22 protein-coding genes are annotated in these 20,324 nt (G+C 74.1%); 15 read left to right on the forward strand and 7 right to left on the reverse strand.

The annotated features are described in order from the left end of the window. The first annotated feature begins 20 nt into the window (after positions 1-20). The gene (locus tag ACNAVT_RS06595; protein ID WP_416293816.1) at positions 21-608 is read left to right on the forward strand and encodes a TMEM165/GDT1 family protein; all 588 of its coding nucleotides are present in this window, start codon (positions 21-23) and stop codon (positions 606-608) included. Between the two features lie 178 nt (positions 609-786). Then, positions 787-1,005, forward strand: coding sequence for a hypothetical protein (locus ACNAVT_RS06600; RefSeq protein ID WP_416293818.1), 219 nt, complete (start codon positions 787-789; stop codon positions 1,003-1,005). Positions 1,006-1,016: 11 nt separating this feature from the next. Here the strand turns inward: ACNAVT_RS06600 and nhaA are convergent, their stop codons facing one another. Continuing rightward, a complete protein-coding gene (gene nhaA / locus ACNAVT_RS06605; RefSeq protein WP_416293820.1) occupies positions 1,017-2,324 on the reverse strand; it encodes a Na+/H+ antiporter NhaA in 1,308 nt (435 codons plus the stop codon). Positions 2,325-2,813: 489 nt separating this feature from the next. Between nhaA and ACNAVT_RS06610 the strand changes: the two genes are divergently transcribed. Beyond that, the gene (locus ACNAVT_RS06610; protein ID WP_416293822.1) at positions 2,814-4,265 is read left to right on the forward strand and encodes a polysaccharide biosynthesis tyrosine autokinase; all 1,452 of its coding nucleotides are present in this window, start codon (positions 2,814-2,816) and stop codon (positions 4,263-4,265) included. Here the strand turns inward: ACNAVT_RS06610 and ACNAVT_RS06615 are convergent. After that, a complete protein-coding gene (locus ACNAVT_RS06615) occupies positions 4,246-4,800 on the reverse strand; it encodes a low molecular weight phosphatase family protein (RefSeq protein WP_416293824.1) in 555 nt (184 codons plus the stop codon). The genes ACNAVT_RS06610 and ACNAVT_RS06615 overlap by 20 nt on opposite strands. 141 nt (positions 4,801-4,941) lie before the next feature. On the opposite strand from ACNAVT_RS06615, the gene ACNAVT_RS06620 reads away from it, so the two are divergent. From ACNAVT_RS06620 to ACNAVT_RS06650, 7 genes are all read left to right on the forward strand, one after another. Next, positions 4,942-6,171: a glycosyltransferase family 4 protein gene (locus ACNAVT_RS06620; RefSeq protein WP_416293825.1), complete on the forward strand. Its 1,230-nt coding sequence runs from the start codon at positions 4,942-4,944 to the stop codon at positions 6,169-6,171. 18 nt (positions 6,172-6,189) lie between these two features. Next, on the forward strand, positions 6,190-6,609 hold the full coding sequence (locus tag ACNAVT_RS06625; RefSeq protein ID WP_416293827.1) for a protein-tyrosine phosphatase family protein: 420 nt from the start codon (positions 6,190-6,192) through the stop codon (positions 6,607-6,609). A 128-nt stretch (positions 6,610-6,737) separates the two neighbouring features. After that, positions 6,738-8,024, forward strand: a complete 1,287-nt coding sequence (locus tag ACNAVT_RS06630; protein ID WP_416293829.1) for a D-alanyl-D-alanine carboxypeptidase family protein — start codon at positions 6,738-6,740, stop codon at positions 8,022-8,024. A 132-nt stretch (positions 8,025-8,156) separates the two neighbouring features. Continuing rightward, positions 8,157-9,917: a flippase-like domain-containing protein gene (locus ACNAVT_RS06635; protein WP_416293831.1), complete on the forward strand. Its 1,761-nt coding sequence runs from the start codon at positions 8,157-8,159 to the stop codon at positions 9,915-9,917. Positions 9,918-9,929: 12 nt separating this feature from the next. Beyond that, complete coding sequence (locus ACNAVT_RS06640; RefSeq protein ID WP_416293833.1) at positions 9,930-11,177, forward strand: MGDG synthase family glycosyltransferase; 1,248 nt, start codon at positions 9,930-9,932, stop codon at positions 11,175-11,177. After that, positions 11,177-11,905 (forward strand): polysaccharide deacetylase family protein, encoded by a 729-nt coding sequence (locus ACNAVT_RS06645; protein WP_416293835.1) that lies wholly within the window; start codon positions 11,177-11,179, stop codon positions 11,903-11,905. Before ACNAVT_RS06640 ends, ACNAVT_RS06645 begins: the two co-directional genes overlap by 1 nt. Further along, the gene (locus ACNAVT_RS06650) at positions 11,902-12,750 is read left to right on the forward strand and encodes a DMT family transporter (RefSeq protein ID WP_416293837.1); all 849 of its coding nucleotides are present in this window, start codon (positions 11,902-11,904) and stop codon (positions 12,748-12,750) included. Before ACNAVT_RS06645 ends, ACNAVT_RS06650 begins: the two co-directional genes overlap by 4 nt. 103 nt (positions 12,751-12,853) lie before the next feature. Here ACNAVT_RS06650 and ACNAVT_RS06655 read toward each other — a convergent pair whose 3' ends face one another. Further along, complete coding sequence (locus ACNAVT_RS06655; protein ID WP_416293839.1) at positions 12,854-13,885, reverse strand: LacI family DNA-binding transcriptional regulator; 1,032 nt, start codon at positions 13,883-13,885, stop codon at positions 12,854-12,856. Between the two features lie 240 nt (positions 13,886-14,125). Between ACNAVT_RS06655 and ACNAVT_RS06660 the strand changes: the two genes are divergently transcribed. Together ACNAVT_RS06660 and ACNAVT_RS06665 are read left to right on the forward strand one after the other, a co-directional pair. Further along, positions 14,126-14,974 carry a M15 family metallopeptidase gene (locus ACNAVT_RS06660; protein ID WP_416293840.1) on the forward strand — a complete coding sequence of 283 codons (849 nt, stop codon included), beginning with the start codon at positions 14,126-14,128 and terminating at the stop codon, positions 14,972-14,974. A gap of 143 nt (positions 14,975-15,117) precedes the next feature. Beyond that, positions 15,118-15,624: a DinB family protein gene (locus ACNAVT_RS06665; protein ID WP_416293842.1), complete on the forward strand. Its 507-nt coding sequence runs from the start codon at positions 15,118-15,120 to the stop codon at positions 15,622-15,624. Positions 15,625-15,648: 24 nt separating this feature from the next. Here the strand turns inward: ACNAVT_RS06665 and ACNAVT_RS06670 are convergent, their stop codons facing one another. The 3 genes from ACNAVT_RS06670 to ACNAVT_RS06680 form a co-directional block, all read right to left on the reverse strand. Next, positions 15,649-16,434 carry an alpha/beta hydrolase gene (locus tag ACNAVT_RS06670; protein ID WP_416293843.1) on the reverse strand — a complete coding sequence of 262 codons (786 nt, stop codon included), beginning with the start codon at positions 16,432-16,434 and terminating at the stop codon, positions 15,649-15,651. 93 nt (positions 16,435-16,527) lie between these two features. Further along, the gene (locus ACNAVT_RS06675) at positions 16,528-17,298 is read right to left on the reverse strand and encodes a permease prefix domain 1-containing protein (protein ID WP_416293845.1); all 771 of its coding nucleotides are present in this window, start codon (positions 17,296-17,298) and stop codon (positions 16,528-16,530) included. After that, a complete protein-coding gene (locus ACNAVT_RS06680; protein WP_416293846.1) occupies positions 17,295-17,630 on the reverse strand; it encodes a PadR family transcriptional regulator in 336 nt (111 codons plus the stop codon). Before ACNAVT_RS06680 ends, ACNAVT_RS06675 begins: the two co-directional genes overlap by 4 nt. A gap of 179 nt (positions 17,631-17,809) precedes the next feature. On the opposite strand from ACNAVT_RS06680, the gene ACNAVT_RS06685 reads away from it, so the two are divergent. Next, entirely contained in the window at positions 17,810-18,202 is a 393-nt protein-coding gene (locus ACNAVT_RS06685; protein ID WP_416293847.1) for a hypothetical protein, read from the forward strand. 329 nt (positions 18,203-18,531) lie between these two features. Here ACNAVT_RS06685 and ACNAVT_RS06690 read toward each other — a convergent pair whose 3' ends face one another. Then, positions 18,532-18,921 carry an MmcQ/YjbR family DNA-binding protein gene (locus tag ACNAVT_RS06690; RefSeq protein WP_416293849.1) on the reverse strand — a complete coding sequence of 130 codons (390 nt, stop codon included), beginning with the start codon at positions 18,919-18,921 and terminating at the stop codon, positions 18,532-18,534. Between the two features lie 107 nt (positions 18,922-19,028). On the opposite strand from ACNAVT_RS06690, the gene ACNAVT_RS06695 reads away from it, so the two are divergent. Next, positions 19,029-19,361, forward strand: a complete 333-nt coding sequence (locus tag ACNAVT_RS06695) for a PadR family transcriptional regulator (RefSeq protein WP_416293850.1) — start codon at positions 19,029-19,031, stop codon at positions 19,359-19,361. Next, a complete protein-coding gene (locus tag ACNAVT_RS06700; protein WP_416293852.1) occupies positions 19,355-20,323 on the forward strand; it encodes a hypothetical protein in 969 nt (322 codons plus the stop codon). Before ACNAVT_RS06695 ends, ACNAVT_RS06700 begins: the two co-directional genes overlap by 7 nt. The last annotated feature ends 1 nt before the right edge of the window (position 20,324 follow it).

Here is a 20,324-nt window from a genome sequence, read left to right on the forward strand (position 1 = left end):
GCTTGATCGGGAAGGTTCACATGGACGGTTTCCTCGTCGCGCTGGTGATCAGCTTCGGCGTCATCTTCGTCGCCGAGCTGGGCGACAAGTCCCAGCTCATGGCCCTGACGTTCGCCACGCGGTTCAAGCCCGTACCGGTGCTCATCGGAATCACCGTCGCGACCGCGGTCGTGCACCTGGCGTCGGTGGCGATCGGCTACGGACTCCACGCCGCGCTGCCCACCACGTGGATCTCGCTCATCGCCGGTCTGGCGTTCCTCGGTTTCGGTGCGTGGACCCTGCGCGGCGACAAGCTCACCGAGGAGGAGAAGCGCAAGGCCGAGAAGAGCAGCAGATCCGCGATCATCACCGTCGGTGTCGCCTTCTTCCTGGCCGAACTGGGCGACAAGACCATGCTGGCCACCATCACCCTGGCCACCAAGTACGGCTGGTTCGGCACCTGGCTCGGCTCGACGATCGGGATGGTGGCCGCCGACGCGCTGGCGATCATGGTGGGCCGGCTGCTCGGCCGGCACCTGCCGGAGAAGGCCATCCGGTACGGCGCGGCGATCCTCTTCGCCATCTCCGGCCTCTGGCTGATCCTCGAGGCGGTCACCAAGCTCACCTGAGCCGGTCCGCGGCGTGTCCGCCGGCGCGATCGTCCCGAATGGTCGCGTCGGCGGCCCCCGCCGCGGTGTGCGCGGAGGCCGCCTCCGGGTATGAACGTCTGCGCCGCGCCGCGGCGGATCACCGCCTAGCGTGAGCGACAGGAGAGGGAACCTTAGGGACGACCGGGAGGTCCAGCGCATGGCCAGGCACGACGAACCCAACGAGTACGGCTTCGCCGGCGAGACGACCGCTCCCGAGCCGCCGCCCGGCGGCCGTGCCGACGAGCAGGACCGGGTCGACGCGATCGTGGTGCCGGCCGACGACCTCATGGAGCCGTACGTCGAGGCGACGGAGGAGGAGACCATGGGGCCCGAGGAGACCGAGGAGGAGGTGCGCGCCAGCGAGCATCGGGAGTGATCTCGGCCGGGCTACCCGGACTCCTCCTGGTAGACGTCCGGCACGCCGTCGCCGTCGGAGTCCCGGTTCTCCCGCTCCGAGATCCGCCGGTAGACCCGGTTGCGCCGCACCAGCACCGTCGCGGCGAGCCCGGCGGAGACCAGCGAGCCGACCAGGACCGCGACCTTCACCCGGTCGTCCTCGGGGCTGCCGGCCCCGAAGGCCAGCTCGCCGATGAGCAGCGACACGGTGAAGCCGATGCCGGCCAGCAGCGCCAGCCCGAACAGGTCCGCCCAGGTGATGTCCTCGTCGACCTCGGCCCGGGTGAACCGGGCGAGCAGCACCGTCGAGCCGAACACGCCGACGGTCTTGCCGAGCACCAGGCCGGCGACCACCCCGAGCACCACCGGGTCGGTGAACACGCCGGCCAGGTCCACGTCGACCAGTGACACGCCGGCGGCGAAGAACGCGAAGACCGGCACCGCCAGGCCGGCCGAGACCGGCCGCCAGCGGTGCTCCAGCCGCTCGGCCAGGCCCGGCTCGCCGCGCCGCGCGGGCCGCACCGGGACGGTGAAGCCGAGCAGCACCCCGGCGACCGTCGCGTGCACCCCGGAGGCGTGCACCAGGACCCAGGCGAGCACGGCGAGCGGGATGAGCGCCCACCACCAGGTCCGGCGCCGCCGCACCAGCAGGGCGAAGACGGCGATCGGCGCGAGGGCCCCGAGCAGCGGCAGCGGGTGGAGTGCGGCGGTGTAGAAGACCGCGATGATGACGATCGCGAAGAGGTCGTCGACCACCGCGAGGGTGAGCAGGAACGCGCGTAGGCCCTGCGGCAGGTGGGAGCTGACCACGGCCAGCACGGCCAGCGCGAACGCGATGTCGGTGGCGGTGGGGACGGCCCAACCGCGTAGCCCCGCCCCGCCCGCGGCGAGGGTCACCGCGAGGTAGCACAGGGCGGGTAGCAGCATGCCACCCAGCGCGGCCACCACCGGCAGCGCCGCCCGCCGGGGATCGCGCAGGTCTCCGGCGACGAACTCGCGCTTGAGCTCCAGACCGACCACGAAGAAGAAGATCGCCAGCAGCCCGTCCGCGGTCCAGGCCGCCAGGCTGAGGTCGAGGTGGAGCGGCGCGCCGCCGGGCCACGGCACCCAGTCGCCGAGTGCGGCGTACACGGTGCGCCAGGGCGAGTTGGCCCAGACCAGGGCGATGACCGCGCCGAGCAGCAGCAGGCCCCCACCGACCGTCTCGGTACGCAGCACGTCGGCCAGGAAGCGCGCCTCTGCCCAGGACCGGCGGACAAGAAGACGCTGACGGGGGGACGACGGGGTGCGGTCGGCCATGCGGTGTCACCTCGGGGTCGGGTCGTCGACAAGATCGCCGACCAGACTTCCCGGCACACCGTCGCCAACCCTATCCGAGTCGGCGTGCCGTTGCAGAAGCGCCGGCAGGCGGACGTGCGAGACGAGCGGGTGCAGCGGCCGGAGGCCCGTCTCGTCGGCGCCCGAACAGCCCGGGAATCCGCCGCACCACCCGGCGGTGTCCGGCGTTAACAGAGACAGGGTGGTCGCGCGTCGGGTGACCGGGTGATGGGGTCATTCGCCGTCTTCGGTGGCGGTGGCCCCGCGATACCACGGTTGCCCTTCACATCGGATCCAGAAATGGCAGGATTTAGACCATCTGTGTGTCTTCGGTCGATTACATTCGTATGCGTGCGTACCGCACTGTTTTAGGTGTTTTCGATCCTGCCACGCATATTGGGCGTTCTGGGCGTTCTAGGGGGGTTTCGTGCAGGTTCAACTGCTGATCGGCGTATCGCGAGGGGGAACGTGATGGATGGTCTCAGCTACCCGCGCCTGATCCGCCGGCACTGGTGGATCGTCCTGATCACCGTGATGCTGGCCCTGGGGATCGCCGCCCTGGTGACGGTCCGCACCCCGGCCCGATACCAGGCCTCGGTGACCTTCTTCGTCACCACTCCGGGCCAGGGCACCGACGCGTCCCAGACCGGCCTCGTCCTCCAGCAGCGGGTGAAGTCCTACGCCGACCTGCTCACCAGCGACCGGCTGGCACAGAGCGTGGTGGAGGAGAGCCCGCTCGGTCTGACCGCGAACCAGGTGCAGGGCCGGATCAGCACCTCCACCGAGGCCGACACCGTCCTGCTGAAGGCCACCTTCACCGACACCGACCGGACCCGGGCACTCAAGACCACCGAGGCGCTCTCGGCGAAGTTCGTCGAGATGGTGCAGCGGGTGGAGACGCCGCCGGGCGGCAGTTCGTCCACGATCAAGCTCGAGGTGGTGAGCGGGCCCCGGGTGACCACCAGCCCGGTGTCGCCGCAGCCGGTGAAGAACCTGGTGCTCGGCGGGCTGGTGGGCCTCCTGGCCGGGGCGGTGCTGGCCGTGCTGCGCGGGCTGGCCGACGTCCGGATGCGGGACGCGGTCGCGCTCCAGCGGGTCACCGGCAGCCCACTGCTCGGCGAGGTCCCGTACGAGGCCGGCGCCAAGGCGGCCCCGCTGATCGTCGGTGAGGCGGCCAACTCGGCGCGGGCCGAGGCGGTCCGCAAGCTCCGGACCAACCTGCGCTTCGTCGACGTGCACGAGCCGGCCCGGGTCATCGCGGTCACCAGCGCCCTCCAGGGCGAGGGGAAGACCACCATGGCGTGCAACACCGCGATCGCGCTGGCCGAGGCGGGCTGGCGGGTGCTGCTCATCGACGCTGACCTTCGCCGCCCCAAGGTCGCCGACTACCTCGGTCTCGACGGCGGGGTGGGCCTCACCGACGTGCTGGTGGGCGACGTCCACGTCGGCGACGTGGTGCAGCGGTGGGGCGGCAAGTCGCTGCTCGTGCTCCCCAGCGGCGCGACCCCGCCCAATCCCAGCGAGCTGCTCGGTTCCAAGGCGATGGCGGACCTGCTGGTGGCGTTGCGGGAGTCGGCGGACATCGTGGTCATCGACACCGCGCCGCTGCTCGCCGTCACCGACGGGGTGGTGGTGGCCGTGCAGGCCGACGGCGCGTTGCTGGTCACCCAGCAGGGGCGTACCTCGCGCAGCCAGGTGGCCGCCGCGGCCCGTGCGCTGCAGTCGGTCTCGGTACGCCTGCTCGGGTGCGTGCTGAACATGGCCAAGGTCGCCAAGGCGGACGCCCACCAGTACGAGGCGTACAAGGTGGTCGTGCCGCAGGCCTCGCGGTCCGTGCCCGCCGACCGGGCCGGCGCCGCCCGGCGCGGTGAGCCCGCCATGGCCGGCGACCGGACCCAGGAACTCAGCCGGCTGTCCCGATGAGTGCCAACACGGGTCGGATGGACCGCTCGATCTCCTCGGCGCAGCGCCGGAAGTCGGCGGGTGAGCCACCGATCGGATCGCGCAGGTCGTCCGCGGCGGGGGCGGCGGGTTGCAGCCGCCCCCGGGCGCGGGCGGCGGCGATGACCGCGGTGCGCAGCGGCGACCGGCCGGGCGCCCCGGTCACCTCGGCCGCGGCGGCCAGCCGGCCGAACTGGCGCAGTGTGAAGGTCCGGTGCAGCGCTGCCGGAGCCAGCGCCGTGCAGACGGAGCGTTGTCGCCGGGTCGCGGTCAGCACCAGCGTGGCTCCGGTCAGGTGTTCGGGACGCAGCCGCCGGGTGCGGAAGGCGGCCGGGTCCGCGCCGGTCCCGGCCGCGACGTCGATCGCGTACGGATGCATGGGCGCCCCGTCGACGGCGTCGGTCCCCGCGCTCTCCAGGCTGACCGGCAGGTCGGCGAGGAGTCGGCGGGCGATGTACTCCGCCATCGGGGACCGGCACATGTTGGCGTGGCAGACGAAGAGCACTCCGTCGACCATTTGCACCCCTCTCGTCGTCACGGTCGCGGGACGGATCGCCGCGACGGCGGTGTTCCGGCCGCGGCCGGACGTAGAGGGGATGCGGGCATCGTACGGGGTGGGCCGTGCCCGGCGCCGTGCTGCCGCGCCGGGAGCACGGCCATGAAGATCGGGATTCTGTCCTACCACTTCCCGCCGGAGCCGGCGTTCATCCCGGGCAGCCTCGCCGAGGAACTGGCCGCCCGCGGTCACGAGGTACGCGTGCTCACCGGCTTTCCGGACTACCCCGGCGGGCACGTCTACCCGGGCTGGCAGCAGCGCTGGCGGCATCAGACACACAGCGAGCGGCTGACCGTCCGCCGCGTGCCCCGGTACGCCGGGGGCGACGGTTCGGCCCGGGCACGGATGGCCAGTTGGCTCTCCTTCGCCGGCAGCGTGGCGCTGACCGGCCGCCGCTACCTCGGCGACGTGGACGCCCTGTACGTCTTCCAGCTCCCGGCGGTCACCTTCGCCACCGCCGGCCTGCTCCGGATGCTCGGCCGGGTGCCGACCGTGCTGCACGTGCAGGACGTCTGGCCGGAGGAGGGTCCGTCCCGGGCCGGCGACGGCCGACGGTTCTCCGGGCGGCTCGGCGCCACCCTGCGCCGGGTCTACCAGGAGGCCGAGGGCATCGCGGTCAGCGCCCCGTCCATGCGGGACCTGGTGGTCTCCGCCGGCGCCGAACCGGACCGGGTGCGGGTGGTGCTCAACTGGACCGACGAGCGGATCTTCCGGCCGACCGAGCCGGGCCGGGCCGCCCAGCGCTTGATCCGCCGGGACAACCGCTGCGTGGTCATGCACGCCGGGACCATCGGCGTACGCCAGGGTCTGGAGACTGCGGTGCGGGCGGCGGCAGCGCTGGACGACCGGATGGACCTGGTCCTGGTCGGTTCGGGAGCTGAGGAGCGGCGGGTGCGGGGGCTCGCCGCCGAGCTCAAGGCGGACAACGTCCGGTTCGTCGAACGACGGTCGCCGCTGGACATGCCGGAGCTCTACGCGGCGGCCGACTACCAGCTCGTCATGTTGCGGGACCTCCCGGAGCTGCGCGGCATGGTGCCCGGCAAACTGCAGGCAGCCCTGTCCTGCGCCTCGCCGGTGGTCGCCTCGGCCGGCGGCGACACGATGGAGCTCGTGGAGCGGTCCCGCGCCGGGCTCTCCTGCCCGCCGGAGGACTGGGCCGCGTTGGCGGACCGGTTCTGGCTGGCCGCCGCGATCCCGCCGCCGGCGCGGGTCGACATGGGCCGCAGGGGGCGGGACGCCTACCTGCAGGGGATGTCGCTGCGGGCCGGCGTGGATCGGATCGAGCAGATGCTCCACGACGTCACCTCGCGCGTCGCCCGCCCACGCACGTGACGGCCGCACAATGACCGGATGAACTCGGACGAGCGGTGGACCGACCGGATCGGCCTGGTCGTGCTGCCCGGCGGGGCGACCGTACGCGGCCGCCGGGTCGGCGCGCCAGCCTCACCGGCCGACTTCGCGCTGCTGCTGGCCCCCGGACCACCCCCGCCCTGGCCGTACCGGCGGGTGCGCTGGCCCGACTTCTGGGTCCCGCTCGACCCCGTCGACGCGCTGGACGCGCTGCGGGAGGCGTGGGGCCGGGCGAACGCGGGGGAGCGGGTGGAGGTCGCCTGCCGGGGCGGCGTCGGTCGGACCGGCACCGCCCTCGCCGCGCTCGCCGTCCTTGACGGACTCGACCCCGAACGGGCGGTGGCCTGGGTGCGCGCGCACCACCACCCCCGTGCGGTGGAGACCCCGTGGCAGCGGTGGTGGCTGCGCCGGCTGCGCTGAGCCGCTGGCGCCTGACCAGGTACGAGCACGGCTGGAGCGGTTACCCCGAGTGATCCGGTGATGAGCGCGGCGTGGCTGGTCCCACCGGTGACTTCGCCGGCCGATCTTGCGGGTTAGTCTGCCTGGTCATGAGAGCTCGGGCACTTGCCGCCCTCACCACCGCCGTCCTCCTGGGTACCGGGACGGCCGTCCCGGCGGCGCACGCCGCGCCGGCGGGACCGCCCGTTCGGGTCGTCCCCGCGGCGGCGGCTGCCCAGGCCCCCGTGCCGTGCCCGAAGGCGCCGGCTCCGAAGGTGTCCCGGCCGCCGAGGCCGGTGCCGCCGTCGGACGTCGCGGCGGACCGGGTCGTCGGCGGCGAGCAGCTCGACACACCCGGGCTGGTGGCGCCCGACGGCGCGCCGGCACCGCCGGCCGTCACCGCGGCGTCCTGGCTGGTCGCCGACCTGGACACCGGTGCCGTGCTGGGCGCCTGCGGCCCGCACGAGTACGGCACCCCGGCCAGCACCCAGAAGCTGCTGCTGGCCGCCACCATGCTGCCCCGGCTCGACCCGAAGCAGGTGGTCACGGTGACCCGTGGCGACCTGGACATCGAACCGGGCAGTTCCGCGGTCGGCCTGCTCGTCGGCGGGAAATACAGCGTGGAGACGGTCTGGCTCGGGCTGCTGCTCAACTCCGGCAACGAGGCCGCCAACGTGCTGGCCCGGCTCGGGGGTGGCACCGATGGCGTGCCCGGCGGGGTACGGGCGATGAACGAGGAGGCCCGGCGGCTGGGAGCGCGGCAGACCCACGCCGCCACCCCGTCCGGACTGGACGGGAAGGGACAGTTCACCAGCGCGTACGACCTGGCGCTGATCGCCCGGGCCTGCTTCGCCAGCCCGCTGTTCCGCCGCTACGCGCTCACCGAACGGACCCAGATCCCGGCCCAGCCGGCCCTGAAGAAGGGCGGCTTCCAGATCCAGAACGAGAACCAGCTCATCTACCGCTATCCGGGTGCCTTGGGCGGCAAGACCGGCTTCACCCAGCTGGCCCGGCACAGCTACGTGGGCGCAGCCCAGCGCGACGGCCGCCGGCTCGTGGTGACCCTGCTCGGCGCCGAGGCCCGTCCGGAACGCGGCTGGCAGCAGGGCGCCAAACTGCTCGACTGGGGGTTCTCCCTGCCCCGGGACGCCTCGGTCGGCCGGTTGGTCGAGCCCGGCGAACTGGACGCGGCGGAGGCGGCCCCGAGCGGCTCGCCGGCCACGCCCACGCCGGCCCCGCCCGAGCAGTGGCGGGGACCGGCCGGAACCGCGCTGCGCCGGATGGCCGACGGCGACTGGCAGCTCATCCTGCCGGCCGCCGGCATCCTTGCCCTGGCCGTCGGCGGTCTCGTGGCGGCACTGGCCGCGCGCCGGAGCCGGTCCCGCCGGCGCACCTAGGCCCGCTGCGTCCCGCTCGTCTGAGCGAGCCTCGGCGCAGCAGGGCAGGGTCCGTGGGACAGGGCCTCCCGCCGCCGGGGGGACCGGCGTCGTTGCCGCCCGGCATACGCGGGATCGCCCTATGGTCGGAGCATGCGGGACAGCGGCGCGGCCGGCTCCGCCGCGCGGGTCCGCCTGCTCCTCGCCGACCGGGGTCTGTCGGTACGCACCGTCGCGCCGCTGCCCGGTGACCGCCGCGGGTCCCAGCCGTGGCGGGTCACCACCGCCGACGGGCGGGGCCTGTTCGTGAAGCTGTCCGCCGGCCGGCAGCGGGACGCGGGGCGCCTGCGCCGGTGGTGGCGGCGGCTGCGCTACCGCCGGCTCGGCGACGAGCCGGAGTACGCCACCGCGGTGCAGAAGACCGAGCACGAGGCGGGGCTGCTGCGGCTCGCCGGGCAGGCCGGAGTCCGCGTGCCACGCCTGCTGACGGAGGTCGCCGGCCCGGCCGGGGAGGGGCTGCTCGTCGAGGAGTTCGTGCCCGGTCGGCCGCTGGACGCGCTCCGCCCCGGCGAACTGGGGGCGGACGCCCTCGCCGACGTCTGGCGGCAGGTGGCGCTGGTGCGCGGGGCCGGCCTGGCCCACCGCGATCTGCGCGGCGCCAACGTGCTGGTGACCGACTCCTCGGCCCGGCTCGTCGGACTGGCCGCCGGCACCGACCGGGCCACCCCCGAACAGCGCGCCCGTGATCTGGTGGAGCCGCTGGTCACCCTCGCCGGGCTGGCCGGTGTACGCCCGGCCGTCGCGGCCGCGATCGCCCAGTTGGGCGCCGGCGCGGTGGCCGACAGCCTGCCCTGGTTGCAACCCGCACTGCTGTCCCGGGCCGCCCGGCGCACGCTGCACGCCCGGCCGGGCCTGCTCGACGAGCTCCGCGCCGAGGTCTCCCACCGCTGCCCGGGGCGCCCCGCCCGTACCGCCCGGGTCGTCCGGTTCTCCGGCCGGAACGTGTTCCTGCTGGCCATGCTCGCCGTCCTGGCGTACTTCGTGGTCGCCCAGCTCGGTCAGGTCAGCGCGGCGCTGCACGCCCTGCGGCACGCCAAGCCGTGGGCGGTGGCCGGCGCGCTGCTGGCCGCCGCGGCGACGTACCCGCTCAGCGCCCTGGCGTTGCGCCTCGCGGCGGCCGAACGGATTCCCCTCGCCACCACGGTGGCGGTGCAGGTGGCGTCCTCCTTCGTCAACCGGATCGCGCCGGGCGCCGTCGGCGGGTTCGCGCTCAGCCTCCGCTACCTGCGCCGGCAGGGCCTGCCCCTTCCGTTCGCCGCCACCGCGGTCGCGGTCGACCGGATGGCGGGCGTACTCGCCGTCGCCCTGCTGCTGCCCGTCCTGGTGCCCTTCGCGCGAGGCTCGGCGGAGCACCTGCGCGCCGCGGCCGCCGGCCGGGGCCGGACGGTGTTGCTCGTCGGGCTCGCCCTGCTGGTGCTGGCCGCCGTGGCGATCGGCACGCCCCGCTGGCGGGCCCGCGTCCGCCGGGCCAGCCGCCAGGCCCTCGACGCGCTCCGCTCGCTGGCCCGAAGCGGGCGGATGCTGCGGCTGCTGACGGTCGGCGTGGCGCTCACCCTGACGTACGGGGCCGCGCTCTGGCTCTCGCTGTTCGCCGTCGGGCTGCCCGCCGACCCGGCCCTGGTCGCGCCGGTGGTGCTGGTGGCCCTGGTGGGTGAGGGGGTGGCCACCGCCGCGCCGACGCCCGGCGGGCTGGGTGCCACCGAGGCGGCCCTGGTCTCCGGCCTGCTGCTCTACGGCGTTCCGGCGGACACCGCCGTCGCCGGCGTGCTGATCTACCGGCTCGCCACCTTCTGGCTGCCGGTGCTGCCCGGGTATGTGGCGCTGCGCCTGCTGGTCCGCCGCCACGCCGTCTGACCGGCGGCCGGCGTGGATGCCAGCACGCTGGGTATGCGCCGCGACATGAAGTGCCCGGGACGGATCGTCGTGGTCTCCGCGGACGTGGGTGCCGGCCACGACACGGCCGCCACCGAGCTGACGCGGCGGCTGCGCGGCCGGGGCTTCGTGGTGGACCGGCTCAATTTCCTGGACGTGCTGCCCCGCCCGGCACACTGGGCCTTCAAGGACATGTACCGGGGGATCCTGCGGTGGCTGCCGTGGGGCTACGACGTGCTGTTCGCGCTCGGCAACCGGTCCCAGTTCTCCGTTTCGGTGCTCCGGCTGCTGCTCCGGCCGGTCCGTCACCGGATGCGCCGTGCCATCCCCGCGGACACCCGGGTGGTGGTGACGACCTATCCGTTCGCCAACCAGCTGCTCGGCCCGTTACGCCGGCAGGGGCTACTGAACATCCCGCTCATCACCTACGTGACCGACTTCGTCCTCCATCCCACCTGGCGCTCTCCGGGCGTGGACGCCTACTGCGCGGTGCGGCACGCGGAGGTGTTCCCGGCCAGCGCGGCGGACGATGTCGACGTCACCGTGGTCCAGCCGCTGGTGTCCCCGGCCTTCACCACCTCACCGGCCGTCGACCGCCGGGACGCCCGGCAGCGCTTCGGCCTGCCGGCGGACGAGCGGCTGGCCCTGATCGTGGCGGGTTCCTGGGGGGCCGGCGAGCTCAAGGCCACGGTGGCGGAGGTCGCCGCGACCGGCCGGGTACGGCCGGTGGTGGTGTGCGGGCGCAACGAGGTGCTGCGGCAGCAGTTGCGGGCCGACCACCACCACGTCTTCGGCTGGGTGGACGACATGCCGACGCTGATGCGCGCGGTGGACGTGGTGGTGGAGAACGCCGGCGGCCTGACCTGCCAGGAGGCGCTCGCCTGCGGGGTGCCCGTGGTGACCTACCGCCCTATTCCGGGGCACGGGCGAGCGAACGCCCGGGTCCTGGCCCGGTCCGGCCTCAGCCGGTGGGTGCCTGATCGTGACCAGCTCGGACCGGTCCTGGCGGCGCTGACCGACGCCCCCTGGGGGAAGCGCGGCACCGGCGCCGGGGTGTCCGGACGCGCGGTCCGCGCCGATCTGGCCGAGCCGTGGCTCGACGCGGCAGGCGTCATCGCCGAGGCGGCGCGCCGGGCCGGAAGCGCGAGAGGCGAGGAGCGCGGTCGCCGGGCCTTCGCCGACACGGTCGGGGACGCGGCGGCGGTGCTCGCCGCGCTGCTCCAGTCCTCCGGCGGCCCCTGATGAGCGGTGGTCCCGCCCGGGCCCGCTGGGCTGCGGCGGCGATGCTGCCGGCCCTGCACCTGGCACCGGTGGTGACCGCGCTGCCGGCCGTCCGACGTCGTTTCTTCCCTGGGCTGCACGGCGTCGGCCCGCCGGACCGGGTCGCGCTCACCTTCGACGACGGCCCCGACCCGGAGTCCACCCCCGGGTTCCTGGAGGTGCTGGCCGAGCATCGGGTCCGGGCCACCTTCTTCCTGCTCGGCGTGATGTTGCAGCGGTCGCCCCAGCTCGGGCGGGACATCGTCGCCGCCGGCCACGAGGTGGCGGTGCACGGCTGGCGGCACGACAACCTGCTGCTGCGCGGGCCGGCCGGCACCGTACGCGACCTGGCTCGCGCCCGCGCGCTGATCACCGCCGTGACCGGGCGGGCGCCCCGGTTCCTGCGCCCGCCGTACGGGTTGCTGACCGGCGCAACCCTGCTGGCGGCGCATCGGTTGGGGCTGGAGCCGGTGCTGTGGAGCTGCTGGGGCCGGGACTGGACCGCCACGGCCACCGCCGACACGGTGTACGACACCGTCCGGGCGGGGCTCTCCGGCGGGGGCACGATCCTGCTGCACGACTCCTCGTGCACCGCCGCGTCGGGCGCCTGGCGGGCCGGGTTGGCCGCCCTGCCCCGGCTGCTGGCCGAGTGCCGCCGCCAGGGCTGGACGGTTGGCCCGCTCGGCGGGCACCGGGACGTGGCCTGGTGATCATCGCCGTGGCGGCCGCCCTCGTCGCGGCCTTCTGCTTCGCGCTCTCCACCACGATCCATCAGCGGGCGGCGAAGCGGCAGCCGCCGCAGCGCACGCTGGATCCGAAGTTGCTGTGGCGGCTGCTGCGTACCCGGTTGTGGCAGTGGGGCTGGGCGCCCGACGCCGGTGCCATCCTCACCCAGGCTGTCGCCCTGCGCCACGGTCCGTTGGCCGTGGTGCAGCCGTTGCTGGCCACCGGGCTGTTCATGGCCATCCTGATCGAGGCCGCCTGGAACCGGCGGCCGGTGCAGCGCCGGGACCTGGTGGCGACCCTGGTCGGTGCGGCGGGACTGACCGCGTTCCTGGTCACCGGGAACCCGTCGGCGGGGATCGACGCCCCGGCCGCCGCCGCGTGGTGGTGGGTGTCGGCCGGGGCCGGCGGCGCGGTGGCCGCCTGCGTGGTGGCGGCCCGTCCGACCACCGGCGCGGCCCGTGGCGCGCTGCTCGGCGTGGCCACCGGGATCCTGTACGGCCTGGCCGCGGCCCTGCTCAAGGCGGTCGCGACCCGGTTCAACGGAGACCTGCTCGCGCTGCTCACGGACCCGCGGCTGGCCGGGCTGGCGGTGGTCTCGTTGCTTGCCGTGCAGCTCAACCAGAACGCGTTCCAGAGCGGGCGGATCGCCGCCCCGCTGACCGCCGCAACCCTTACCGAGCCGGTGACCGGTGTGGTCGTCGGGGTGACCGCGTTCCGCGAGACCCTCTCCCTCGGCGGGTACCGGATCCCGCTTGTCGTGCTTGCGGCGGGTGCGATCGTGGTGGGTGTCTGGCTGGCCAGCGGTGCGCCGCGCGCCCCCGCCCGCTGAACCTCGGCGCTCCGCTGGGCCTGCCCCGGCACCGCCACCGGCGGGCCTTCGGGCCCGAAACTTCCGGAAGGTGGGTGAAGGGTCAGCGCCGGTCGGGATGGTCCTACCGGCGACTCCCGTCTGGGCGAGCCGCGGAGCTGTCCCGGACCACGAGTTCGGTGGCCAGCTCGATCCGAGGTGACTCGATCTGCTCGCCGTGGGCCAGCCGCAGCACCGTACGGGCGGCGAGCCGGCCCATCTCCACCAGGGGCTGCCGCACCGTGGTCAGCGGCGGGGACGCCCACCTGGCCTCCGGCAGGTCGTCGAAGCCCACCACGCTCACGTCGTCGGTGACCCGCAGCCCGCGCCGGCGGACCGCCTCGTAGACCCCGAAGGCCATCTGGTCGCTGGCCGCGAAGATCGCGGTGGGCGGGTCGTCGAGGTCGAGCAGGGCGGACCCCGCCGCGAAGCCCGAGGCGTGGTAGAAGTCGCCGGGCTGCACCAGTCGCTCGTCCGGCGGCACTCCGGCCGCCTCCAGGGCCGCCCGGTAGCCGTCCAGCCGCGCCCGGCTGCACAGCAGGTGCGCGGGCCCGGCCACGAAGCCGATCCGGCGGTGCCCGAGCTTGAGCAGGTGCTCGGTGGCGGCGAGCCCGCCGGCCCAGTTGGTCGCGCCGACGGTGGGTACGTCCGTCGCCGGCACGCCGGCCGGGTCGACCACCACGACGGGCACGTTGAGGCGGCGTAGCTGGGCCTGCACCGGCGGGCTCAGGTGGGAGGTCACGATGATGACCCCGTCCGAGGCGCGGGCCCGCAGGTTCTGCAGCCACTGACGGGTCGAGGTGGACTGGCTGTGGATCGCCGAGACGACGGTGCCGATGCCGGCCGCGTGGCCGACGTCCTCCACGCCCCGGATGATCTCCACGGCCCAGGGGCTGTCCAGGTCGTTGAAGACCAGGTCGACCAGGTCGGCCCGCCGCACGGTACGACTGCCGCGGCGGCGGTAGCCGTGGTGGCGCAGCAGCTCCTCGACCCGCTCCCGGGTGCCGGGCGCGACGTCCGAGCGCCCGTTGAGCACCCGGGAGACGGTGGGCACGGAGACGCCGGCCTCCCGCGCGATCGCGGTGATGGTCACCCTGCGCCCGTCGTCCGCGCTCACCCGCGTCTCCTTCACCGGCCGGAACACCGACCGCCACAGCGCCCGCCGATGCGGTGGGACGGCCGGCCCGCCCCACGGCAATCCTGCCGTACGAAGGGGGGTTGACGACAGCGCGAGCCGGTCCTCGCGTTCCGAGAAGTCGCGGAGCCCTTCCGGAAAGAGTCGGTCCACTGACCGGCCACCCGGCGTCTTGCGCGGTTGCCGCGCCGTCAGGGCGGCGGGGCTGGTAGACACGGCAGGATGGGGACCGGGAGACGAGCGACGGCCCGTGCGGCGGCGATCCTGGCCGTCCTGGCCACGGCCCTCACCGCCGCCTGCCAGCGTCCCGCGCCGGCCCCGACTCCGACTCCGACTCCGCCGCCGTCCCCGTCCGTCACTCCCGCCGGCCCGCGCGCCCCGGCCGACTTCGTCGACCTCGCCGGCGTCGATCCGAGCATCCGCACCGACATCCGGTACGCCAGCGCGCACAACTTCGTCGGCCGGCCGATCACCGGCTATCCGGAGCCGCGCTGCCTGCTCACCCGGCCGGCGGCGGAGGCACTGCACCGGGTCCAGGCCGCCGCGCTCGCCCAGCACCACAGCCTCAAGGTGTACGACTGCTACCGGCCGCAACGGGCGGTCGACGAGTTCGTCGCCTGGGCGAAGCTGCCGGGGGAGCAGCAGATGAAGGGCGAGTTCTACTCCGACGTGCCCAAGACCCGGCTCTTCGCCGACGGATACATCGGCGCGCCGACCGCGCACAGCCGAGGCAGCACCCTCGACCTCACGCTGGTCCCGGTGCCCACCCCCGAGCAGCCCGCGTACGTGCCGGGGCAGCCGCTGGTCGCCTGTACCGCGCCTGCCGGGCGCCGCTTCCCGGACAACTCGCTCGACATGGGCACCGGGTTCGACTGCTTCGACCCGCGTGCCCACACGGCCGACGCCCGGATCACCGGAGCGGCGCGGGACAACCGGCAGCTGCTCAAACAGCTGATGGCCGCGCAGGGGTTCGAGAACTACGCCCTGGAGTGGTGGCACTACCGCCTCGCCGACGAGCCGTACCCGGACACGTACTTCGACTTCCCGGTGGCCCGCTCGTCGCTGCGGTGAGCGCCGCCCGTCCGGGACGGCGCCCCACCCTGGGCGGCATCATGATCCCTTCGAAGGCGGGCCGCTTCGCTGGGACTAGGCTCCGCGTGGATCACCGCCAACCGCGACGAGCGGGCCGGTCGGCCCGCGAGGAAGGACTCCCTGTGGAGACCGAACGGATCGGTCCGCCCCTGCTCGCCGGGGAGCGGGAGACGCTGCGCGCGTTCCTCGACTTCCACCGGGCCACGCTGGCGATGAAGTGCGAGGGGCTGACCGACGAGGAGTTGCGTCGCCGCTCCTCCCCGCCGTCCACGCTGTCGCTGCTCGGCCTGGTCCGGCACATGGCCGAGGTGGAGCGGACCTGGTTCCGCCGGGTCATCGACGGCGAGGACATCCCGCTGGTCTGGTCGGAGACCGGCGACTTCCAGGAGGCGTACGACGCGACCACGGCCGACCGGTCGGAGGCGTTCGAGGCGTGGCAGCGGGAGGTGGAGCACGCCCGCCGTATCGAGCGGGAGGCCGAGTCGCTGGATGTCACCGGCCACCAGGCCCGCTGGGGTGAGGATGTCTCGCTGCGCCTGGTGATGCTGCACATGATGCACGAGTACGCCCGGCACAACGGGCACGCCGACTTCCTCCGCGAGGCCATCGACGGCGCCGTCGGCGTGTGACCCCGCCGGCCCGGCCCCGGCCGCTCACCCGGAGACGTCGCGGCGCAGCGGCAGCCAGGCCAGCACGTCCTGGATTCTGGCGTCCCAGTACGCCCAGTCGTGGCCGCCGGGGGAGAAGTCCACGGTGACCGGCACCCTGCGGCCGCGGGCGGTCTCGACGAAACGGGTGTTGTCCTCGTACAGGAAGTCCTCCGTGCCGCAGGCCACGTAGAGCGCGGGCAGATCGTCGCCGGCGCGTTCCAACAGCGCCACCGTGTCGTCGTCGGTGCCCGCCACCTCCCGGTCGCCCCACACCGTGTGCCACAGTGCCGGGTCCACCGGGCTGGTCGGGTGGTCCCGCCGCCGGACGACGTCCAGTGCACCGGAGAGGCTGGCCGCCGCCGCGAATCGGCTCGGGGCGCGTAGCCCCCACTTCATCGCCCCGTAGCCGCCCATCGAGAGGCCGGCGACGAACGTGTCCGCCCGGCGCTCGGAGAGGCGGAAGAACGACCGGCAGACCTCGGGCAACTCCTCGCTGAGGAAGGTCCAGTAGCGGTTGCCGTGCGCCTCGTCGGTGTAGAAGCTGCGCCCGACCTGCGGCATCACCACGGCCAGCCCCAACGGCGCGGCGTACCGCTCGATCGAGGTTCGCCGGGTCCAGATCGTGTCGTCGTCGCTCAGGCCGTGCAGCAGGTAGAGCACCGGCGGATCACCAGCGGTGGCGCCGCCGGCCATGCCGATCCCGGGCGAGGTCCGGTCCGGCAGGAGCACCGTCATCGAGGTACCCAGGCCCAGCGCCTCGGAGAAGAAGTCACAACGGATCCGCGCCATGCTGATCAACCCTACCGACGCCTGCCGCCACCCAGGAAAGTCGTCGTACGGCCAGCCCCCGGGTGATTCGCCCGCTGCCGCGAGACGTCGGCCTCAGCCGAGGGTGTGCCGGCGGCGCAGGCCGACGCCCGCCGCGGCCACGGCGGCGACCGCGGCGACGAGGCCGGCGGAGAGGTTCGCGCCGATGCCGGCCGAATCGCCGAGCGCGGCCTGCGCCAGCACGGGCAGCGTGAGCAGAGCCGCGGCCAGGCCGAACACGGCCACCGCGACCAGCGCCAGCGGGGGCGTGGGCGGGGTCCACCGGGCCGCCCGCAACGGGCCGCGTCGGCGTAGGGCGGTGTAGAGGGCGAGCGCGAGCAGCCCGAGCAGGCCGGCCGCGACGCGGTATTCCACGACCTCACCCCAGTGGTGGACTTCTGCGGCACGGGCGCAGGTCGACGAGCCGGGCGCGTAGCGGAGGAACTCCGCGCAGCGCGCGGCGGTATAGGTGACGCCCGGCGCGTCCCCGGCGACCAGGTGCGGTCCGAAGAGCCGCCCCAGCACCTCGGCGAGCAGTCCGCTGACCCCGATCGCCAGCAGACCGAGGGCGCCGAGCAGCCACGCGCCGGCGAAGACCCGGCGCAACACGTCGCTGGTGGGCAGGTGGACCCGGCGTAGTCGGGCGGCGATCTCGCCGGCGTCGCCGAAGCGCGCCACGGCGATCCGCTCGGCCTCGACAGGGTCGGCGCCGTCGGCGACCGCCTGGGCCGCCGCGCTGCGCAGGTGGTCCTCCACTTCGGTGAGTGCCCGGCGTCCGGCCGCGCCGGTGCCGGCCAGCCGGTCGAAGAGCCGGTCGAGGTGGGCGTCGATCGGTGGCTCGTTCATGTCGCTGCTCCCTGGGTCGGCGCGAGGACCGCGGCGACGCCGCGGACGAGGGCCTGCCATTCCGACTGCTTCGTCACCAGGGCGGCCAGACCCTGGTCGGTCAGCTCGTAACAGCGGCGGCGGCGGCCGCCCCCGTCGTGCCAGGCACTGACCACCAGGCCGGCCCGCTCCAGCCGGTGCAGGGCGGGATAGACGGTGCCCTCGGGCAGGTCGAAGGTGCCGTCGGAGCGCTCCCGCAGCGCCTGGATCAGGGCGTAGCCGTGGGTCGGGCCGGTCCGCCGCAGCGCCGCCAGGATGAGCAGGTCGAGGTGTCCACGCAGGTCCATCGCCATACCTAGAAAGGCTAGGCATAGAAGAACTGGGCGTCAAGGGATGTCGCCCCGATGGGGGGCCGAACCGACGGTTCCTATTGCCGAGGGGGTCCAGGAGGGACAGGATGATCAGGTGCGCTGGAAACATGCCTGTAACCCGCGTGCCGCTGGTCTCTGTCACGAGGAAGTGGGAGTCAGTCATGAGTGACGTGTCGAGCGCGCTGGGTGTGCGCCTCTATCCGGACCTGGTCGAGCAGGGCGGTCTGGCCCCTGCGCTCGCCGAGGCGGCCGCCCGGTATCAGCTCGACCTCGGCCAGGTGAGCGCCCCCGAGCACGGCCGGAGCCGGTTCACCTGCGCTGAGCTGACCTCCGAGCGGGGCGTCGTCTGCATCGGGCTCGGCTCCCAGGCGCGCTACTTCATGATCGATCTTCGGGTGTCGGGGCAGGTGCAGGCCCGAGGCGATGCCACCGACCTCCTCCAGGTGGCGCAGGTGGCCGACGCCTGGCGGGCCGGGTCCACGCTCGGCGAACTCACCGCGCGGTTCCCCTTCATGGAGGAGATGAAGCGCCATCCGGTCGCCCAGGCCGGATAGCGCCCGACGCGGCGGTGTGCGCACAGCACGACGCGAGGATAGAGTCGCGCGGCGATGACGACGAGGAGCACGAGTGTGCCGATCAGCACCGCGAATTCCAGCGGCAGCCCGAAGGCGCTTCGTCCGCCGGTCAGCATCAGGGCGCGCAGGATGTCGGTCTGACAGGTGAGCGGGTTGACGCGGGCGAACCACCGCAGCGCGGGCGGCATGATCGCGACCGGGTAGATGGCTGGTGGGCCCCAACCGTGCCTTCAGTTCGTCAGGGCTGCCGCATGCGCGTCGTCGGCCCTTGTCCGGCACCGGCTCCACATCGGCCGGCCAGCGCGACCTCAGCTCTCCGCAAGGTCGGCGTCGAGCTCGGCGAGCAGGCGTTTGGGGGCGACCGCCCGGTACGCGTCCTCGCACAGTTCCGCCACCTCGGCCCAGCTGGCGCCCTGGTCGAGCCGGACGCCGATCCAGCCGCGGTGCCCGACGTACGGCGGCCGGAAGAAGACCCGCGGGTTCGCCGCCACCAGCTCCTCCTGCGCCCCCGGCTCCGCCGCGCACCACAGGTGTGGGAACTCGTCGCGGTGGTGCCCGTGTGGCCAGAGCTGGACAAAGGATGCCTTGCCGTTGACGAACCAGGTCGGCGTGCCGTGGCTGGGCCGCTCCGTCACGCCGGGAAACGCGGTGCAGATTCGCCGTATCTCATCGAGCAGACCTTCATCGTCCCTGGCCACGTTGTCTCCTACGGTCGAACGACGTGGCCGCAGTCTATGTCGTGACCAGCGGCAGAAGGCCGTGGTCGAGGCTGTCCCCTATGTAGAGTTCGGATATGGTCACCTGTGTGCGGATGACCATTCCGGTAGCGAAGGTGCTCGCGGCGCTGCTGGCCGACCCCGACGCCGAGCGCTACGGTCTCGACCTGATGTGGATGACCGGCCTGCCCAGCGGCACTCTCTATCCGGTGCTGCACCGGCTTCAGGGCGCCGGCTGGCTCACCGCCGACTGGGAGGAGGTCGATCCGGTCGCCGCCGGTCGGCCCGCTCGGCGCTACTACCGGCTCACCGCCGACGGCGTCGCGGCAGCTCGTCAGGCGCTCGCCGAACTGCGCGCCCTCACGCCCGGGGGGCGGCCGTCGCCGGGCGGGACCGGGGTGCAGGGGGCGCCGGCATGGTGACCCGACGCCTCGCGGCGTTCCTGCTGCGTCTGGCCGCCCGGCGCTGGCCCGCCGAGCTGCGCGGCGACCTCGGCCGCGAGTGGGCAGGCGAGCTGCACGTCCTGGCCGCCGAGGGGCGCCGGGCGCGGATGCTCCGGTACGCGGCGAGCCTGGCCGTCAGCCGTCCTGGCACGCCTCAGGCCGAGCGCGCACCCGTCGACCGCCGGCTGCGCCGGACCGCGCTGCCGCTGCTGCTCGCCCCACTCGGCGGGGTCGCGTCGGTCGTGGCCGGCGCAGTGGTGATGAGTCTCGCGTACGCGCTGCTCTCGGGCCTGGTGAGCTGGGCGACGGCGGCGCAACTGCCGGTGTGGACCGCGCTCACGGCCACGCTGGCCGTGCTGTTGGCCGTCGGCGCGGGCCGTTGGGCGCGCCGCACCGCGCTCACCGGGCCGCTGCCTGTCGCGCTCGGCGTCGTCCTGCCCATCGGGCTGGTCCTGGTCACTGTCGGCCTGGCGGGGGCCGTACGCCCCGACGAGCTGCCGGCCGTCGCGCCGGGCCTGTTGTTCTGGCTGGCTGGGCTGGCGCTGGTGCTCTGGGGCGCCGGCCAGCTGGCCGCCCGGGGGCAGGTGTGGGCCGCCTGGCTTCTCGGCGCGCTCGGCGCGCTCGCCGTGGCCGACCTGGCCGTGGTCCTCGCCGTGGTAGGCCAGATCCCGAACGGTGCGGCGTCAGTCGTTGACGGGGTGCCCCAGGGCGACACGATCAGCTACGTTTCGGCACCCCTGTGGCTGTTCGCGTGCCTCACCGACTCGGCCTTCGGGCTGCCCCGCCCGACCGACTGGGAGATCTTCCTGATCACCGACCGGGTGCTGATCGAGCCGTACCTCTACCTCGCGCTGACACCGTACGCGCTCGCGTACGCCGTTCGGGCCACCCGCCCGGCCGATGCCACGCCGGCCGGGGAGGCCGCGCCGGCCCCGGCCTGAT

Source organism: Micromonospora sp. SL4-19 (assembly GCF_047921475.1).
Taxonomy (GTDB): Bacteria; Actinomycetota; Actinomycetes; order Mycobacteriales; family Micromonosporaceae; genus Micromonospora.

What these genes read in the sequence shown, in the direction of transcription:
- ACNAVT_RS06595 (WP_416293816.1), top strand. Translation starts at nt 21, where the DNA reads ATGGACGGTTTCCTCGTCGCGCTGGTGATCAGCTTCGGCGTCATCTTC.
- ACNAVT_RS06600 (WP_416293818.1), top strand. Translation starts at nt 787, where the DNA reads ATGGCCAGGCACGACGAACCCAACGAGTACGGCTTCGCCGGCGAGACG.
- nhaA (WP_416293820.1), bottom strand. Translation starts at nt 2,324, where the DNA reads ATGGCCGACCGCACCCCGTCGTCCCCCCGTCAGCGTCTTCTTGTCCGC.
- ACNAVT_RS06610 (WP_416293822.1), top strand. Translation starts at nt 2,814, where the DNA reads ATGGATGGTCTCAGCTACCCGCGCCTGATCCGCCGGCACTGGTGGATC.
- ACNAVT_RS06615 (WP_416293824.1), bottom strand. Translation starts at nt 4,800, where the DNA reads ATGGTCGACGGAGTGCTCTTCGTCTGCCACGCCAACATGTGCCGGTCC.
- ACNAVT_RS06620 (WP_416293825.1), top strand. Translation starts at nt 4,942, where the DNA reads ATGAAGATCGGGATTCTGTCCTACCACTTCCCGCCGGAGCCGGCGTTC.
- ACNAVT_RS06625 (WP_416293827.1), top strand. Translation starts at nt 6,190, where the DNA reads ATGAACTCGGACGAGCGGTGGACCGACCGGATCGGCCTGGTCGTGCTG.
- ACNAVT_RS06630 (WP_416293829.1), top strand. Translation starts at nt 6,738, where the DNA reads ATGAGAGCTCGGGCACTTGCCGCCCTCACCACCGCCGTCCTCCTGGGT.
- ACNAVT_RS06635 (WP_416293831.1), top strand. Translation starts at nt 8,157, where the DNA reads ATGCGGGACAGCGGCGCGGCCGGCTCCGCCGCGCGGGTCCGCCTGCTC.
- ACNAVT_RS06645 (WP_416293835.1), top strand. Translation starts at nt 11,177, where the DNA reads ATGAGCGGTGGTCCCGCCCGGGCCCGCTGGGCTGCGGCGGCGATGCTG.
- ACNAVT_RS06660 (WP_416293840.1), top strand. Translation starts at nt 14,126, where the DNA reads ATGGGGACCGGGAGACGAGCGACGGCCCGTGCGGCGGCGATCCTGGCC.
- ACNAVT_RS06670 (WP_416293843.1), bottom strand. Translation starts at nt 16,434, where the DNA reads ATGGCGCGGATCCGTTGTGACTTCTTCTCCGAGGCGCTGGGCCTGGGT.
- ACNAVT_RS06675 (WP_416293845.1), bottom strand. Translation starts at nt 17,298, where the DNA reads ATGAACGAGCCACCGATCGACGCCCACCTCGACCGGCTCTTCGACCGG.
- ACNAVT_RS06680 (WP_416293846.1), bottom strand. Translation starts at nt 17,630, where the DNA reads ATGGCGATGGACCTGCGTGGACACCTCGACCTGCTCATCCTGGCGGCG.
- ACNAVT_RS06685 (WP_416293847.1), top strand. Translation starts at nt 17,810, where the DNA reads ATGAGTGACGTGTCGAGCGCGCTGGGTGTGCGCCTCTATCCGGACCTG.
- ACNAVT_RS06700 (WP_416293852.1), top strand. Translation starts at nt 19,355, where the DNA reads ATGGTGACCCGACGCCTCGCGGCGTTCCTGCTGCGTCTGGCCGCCCGG.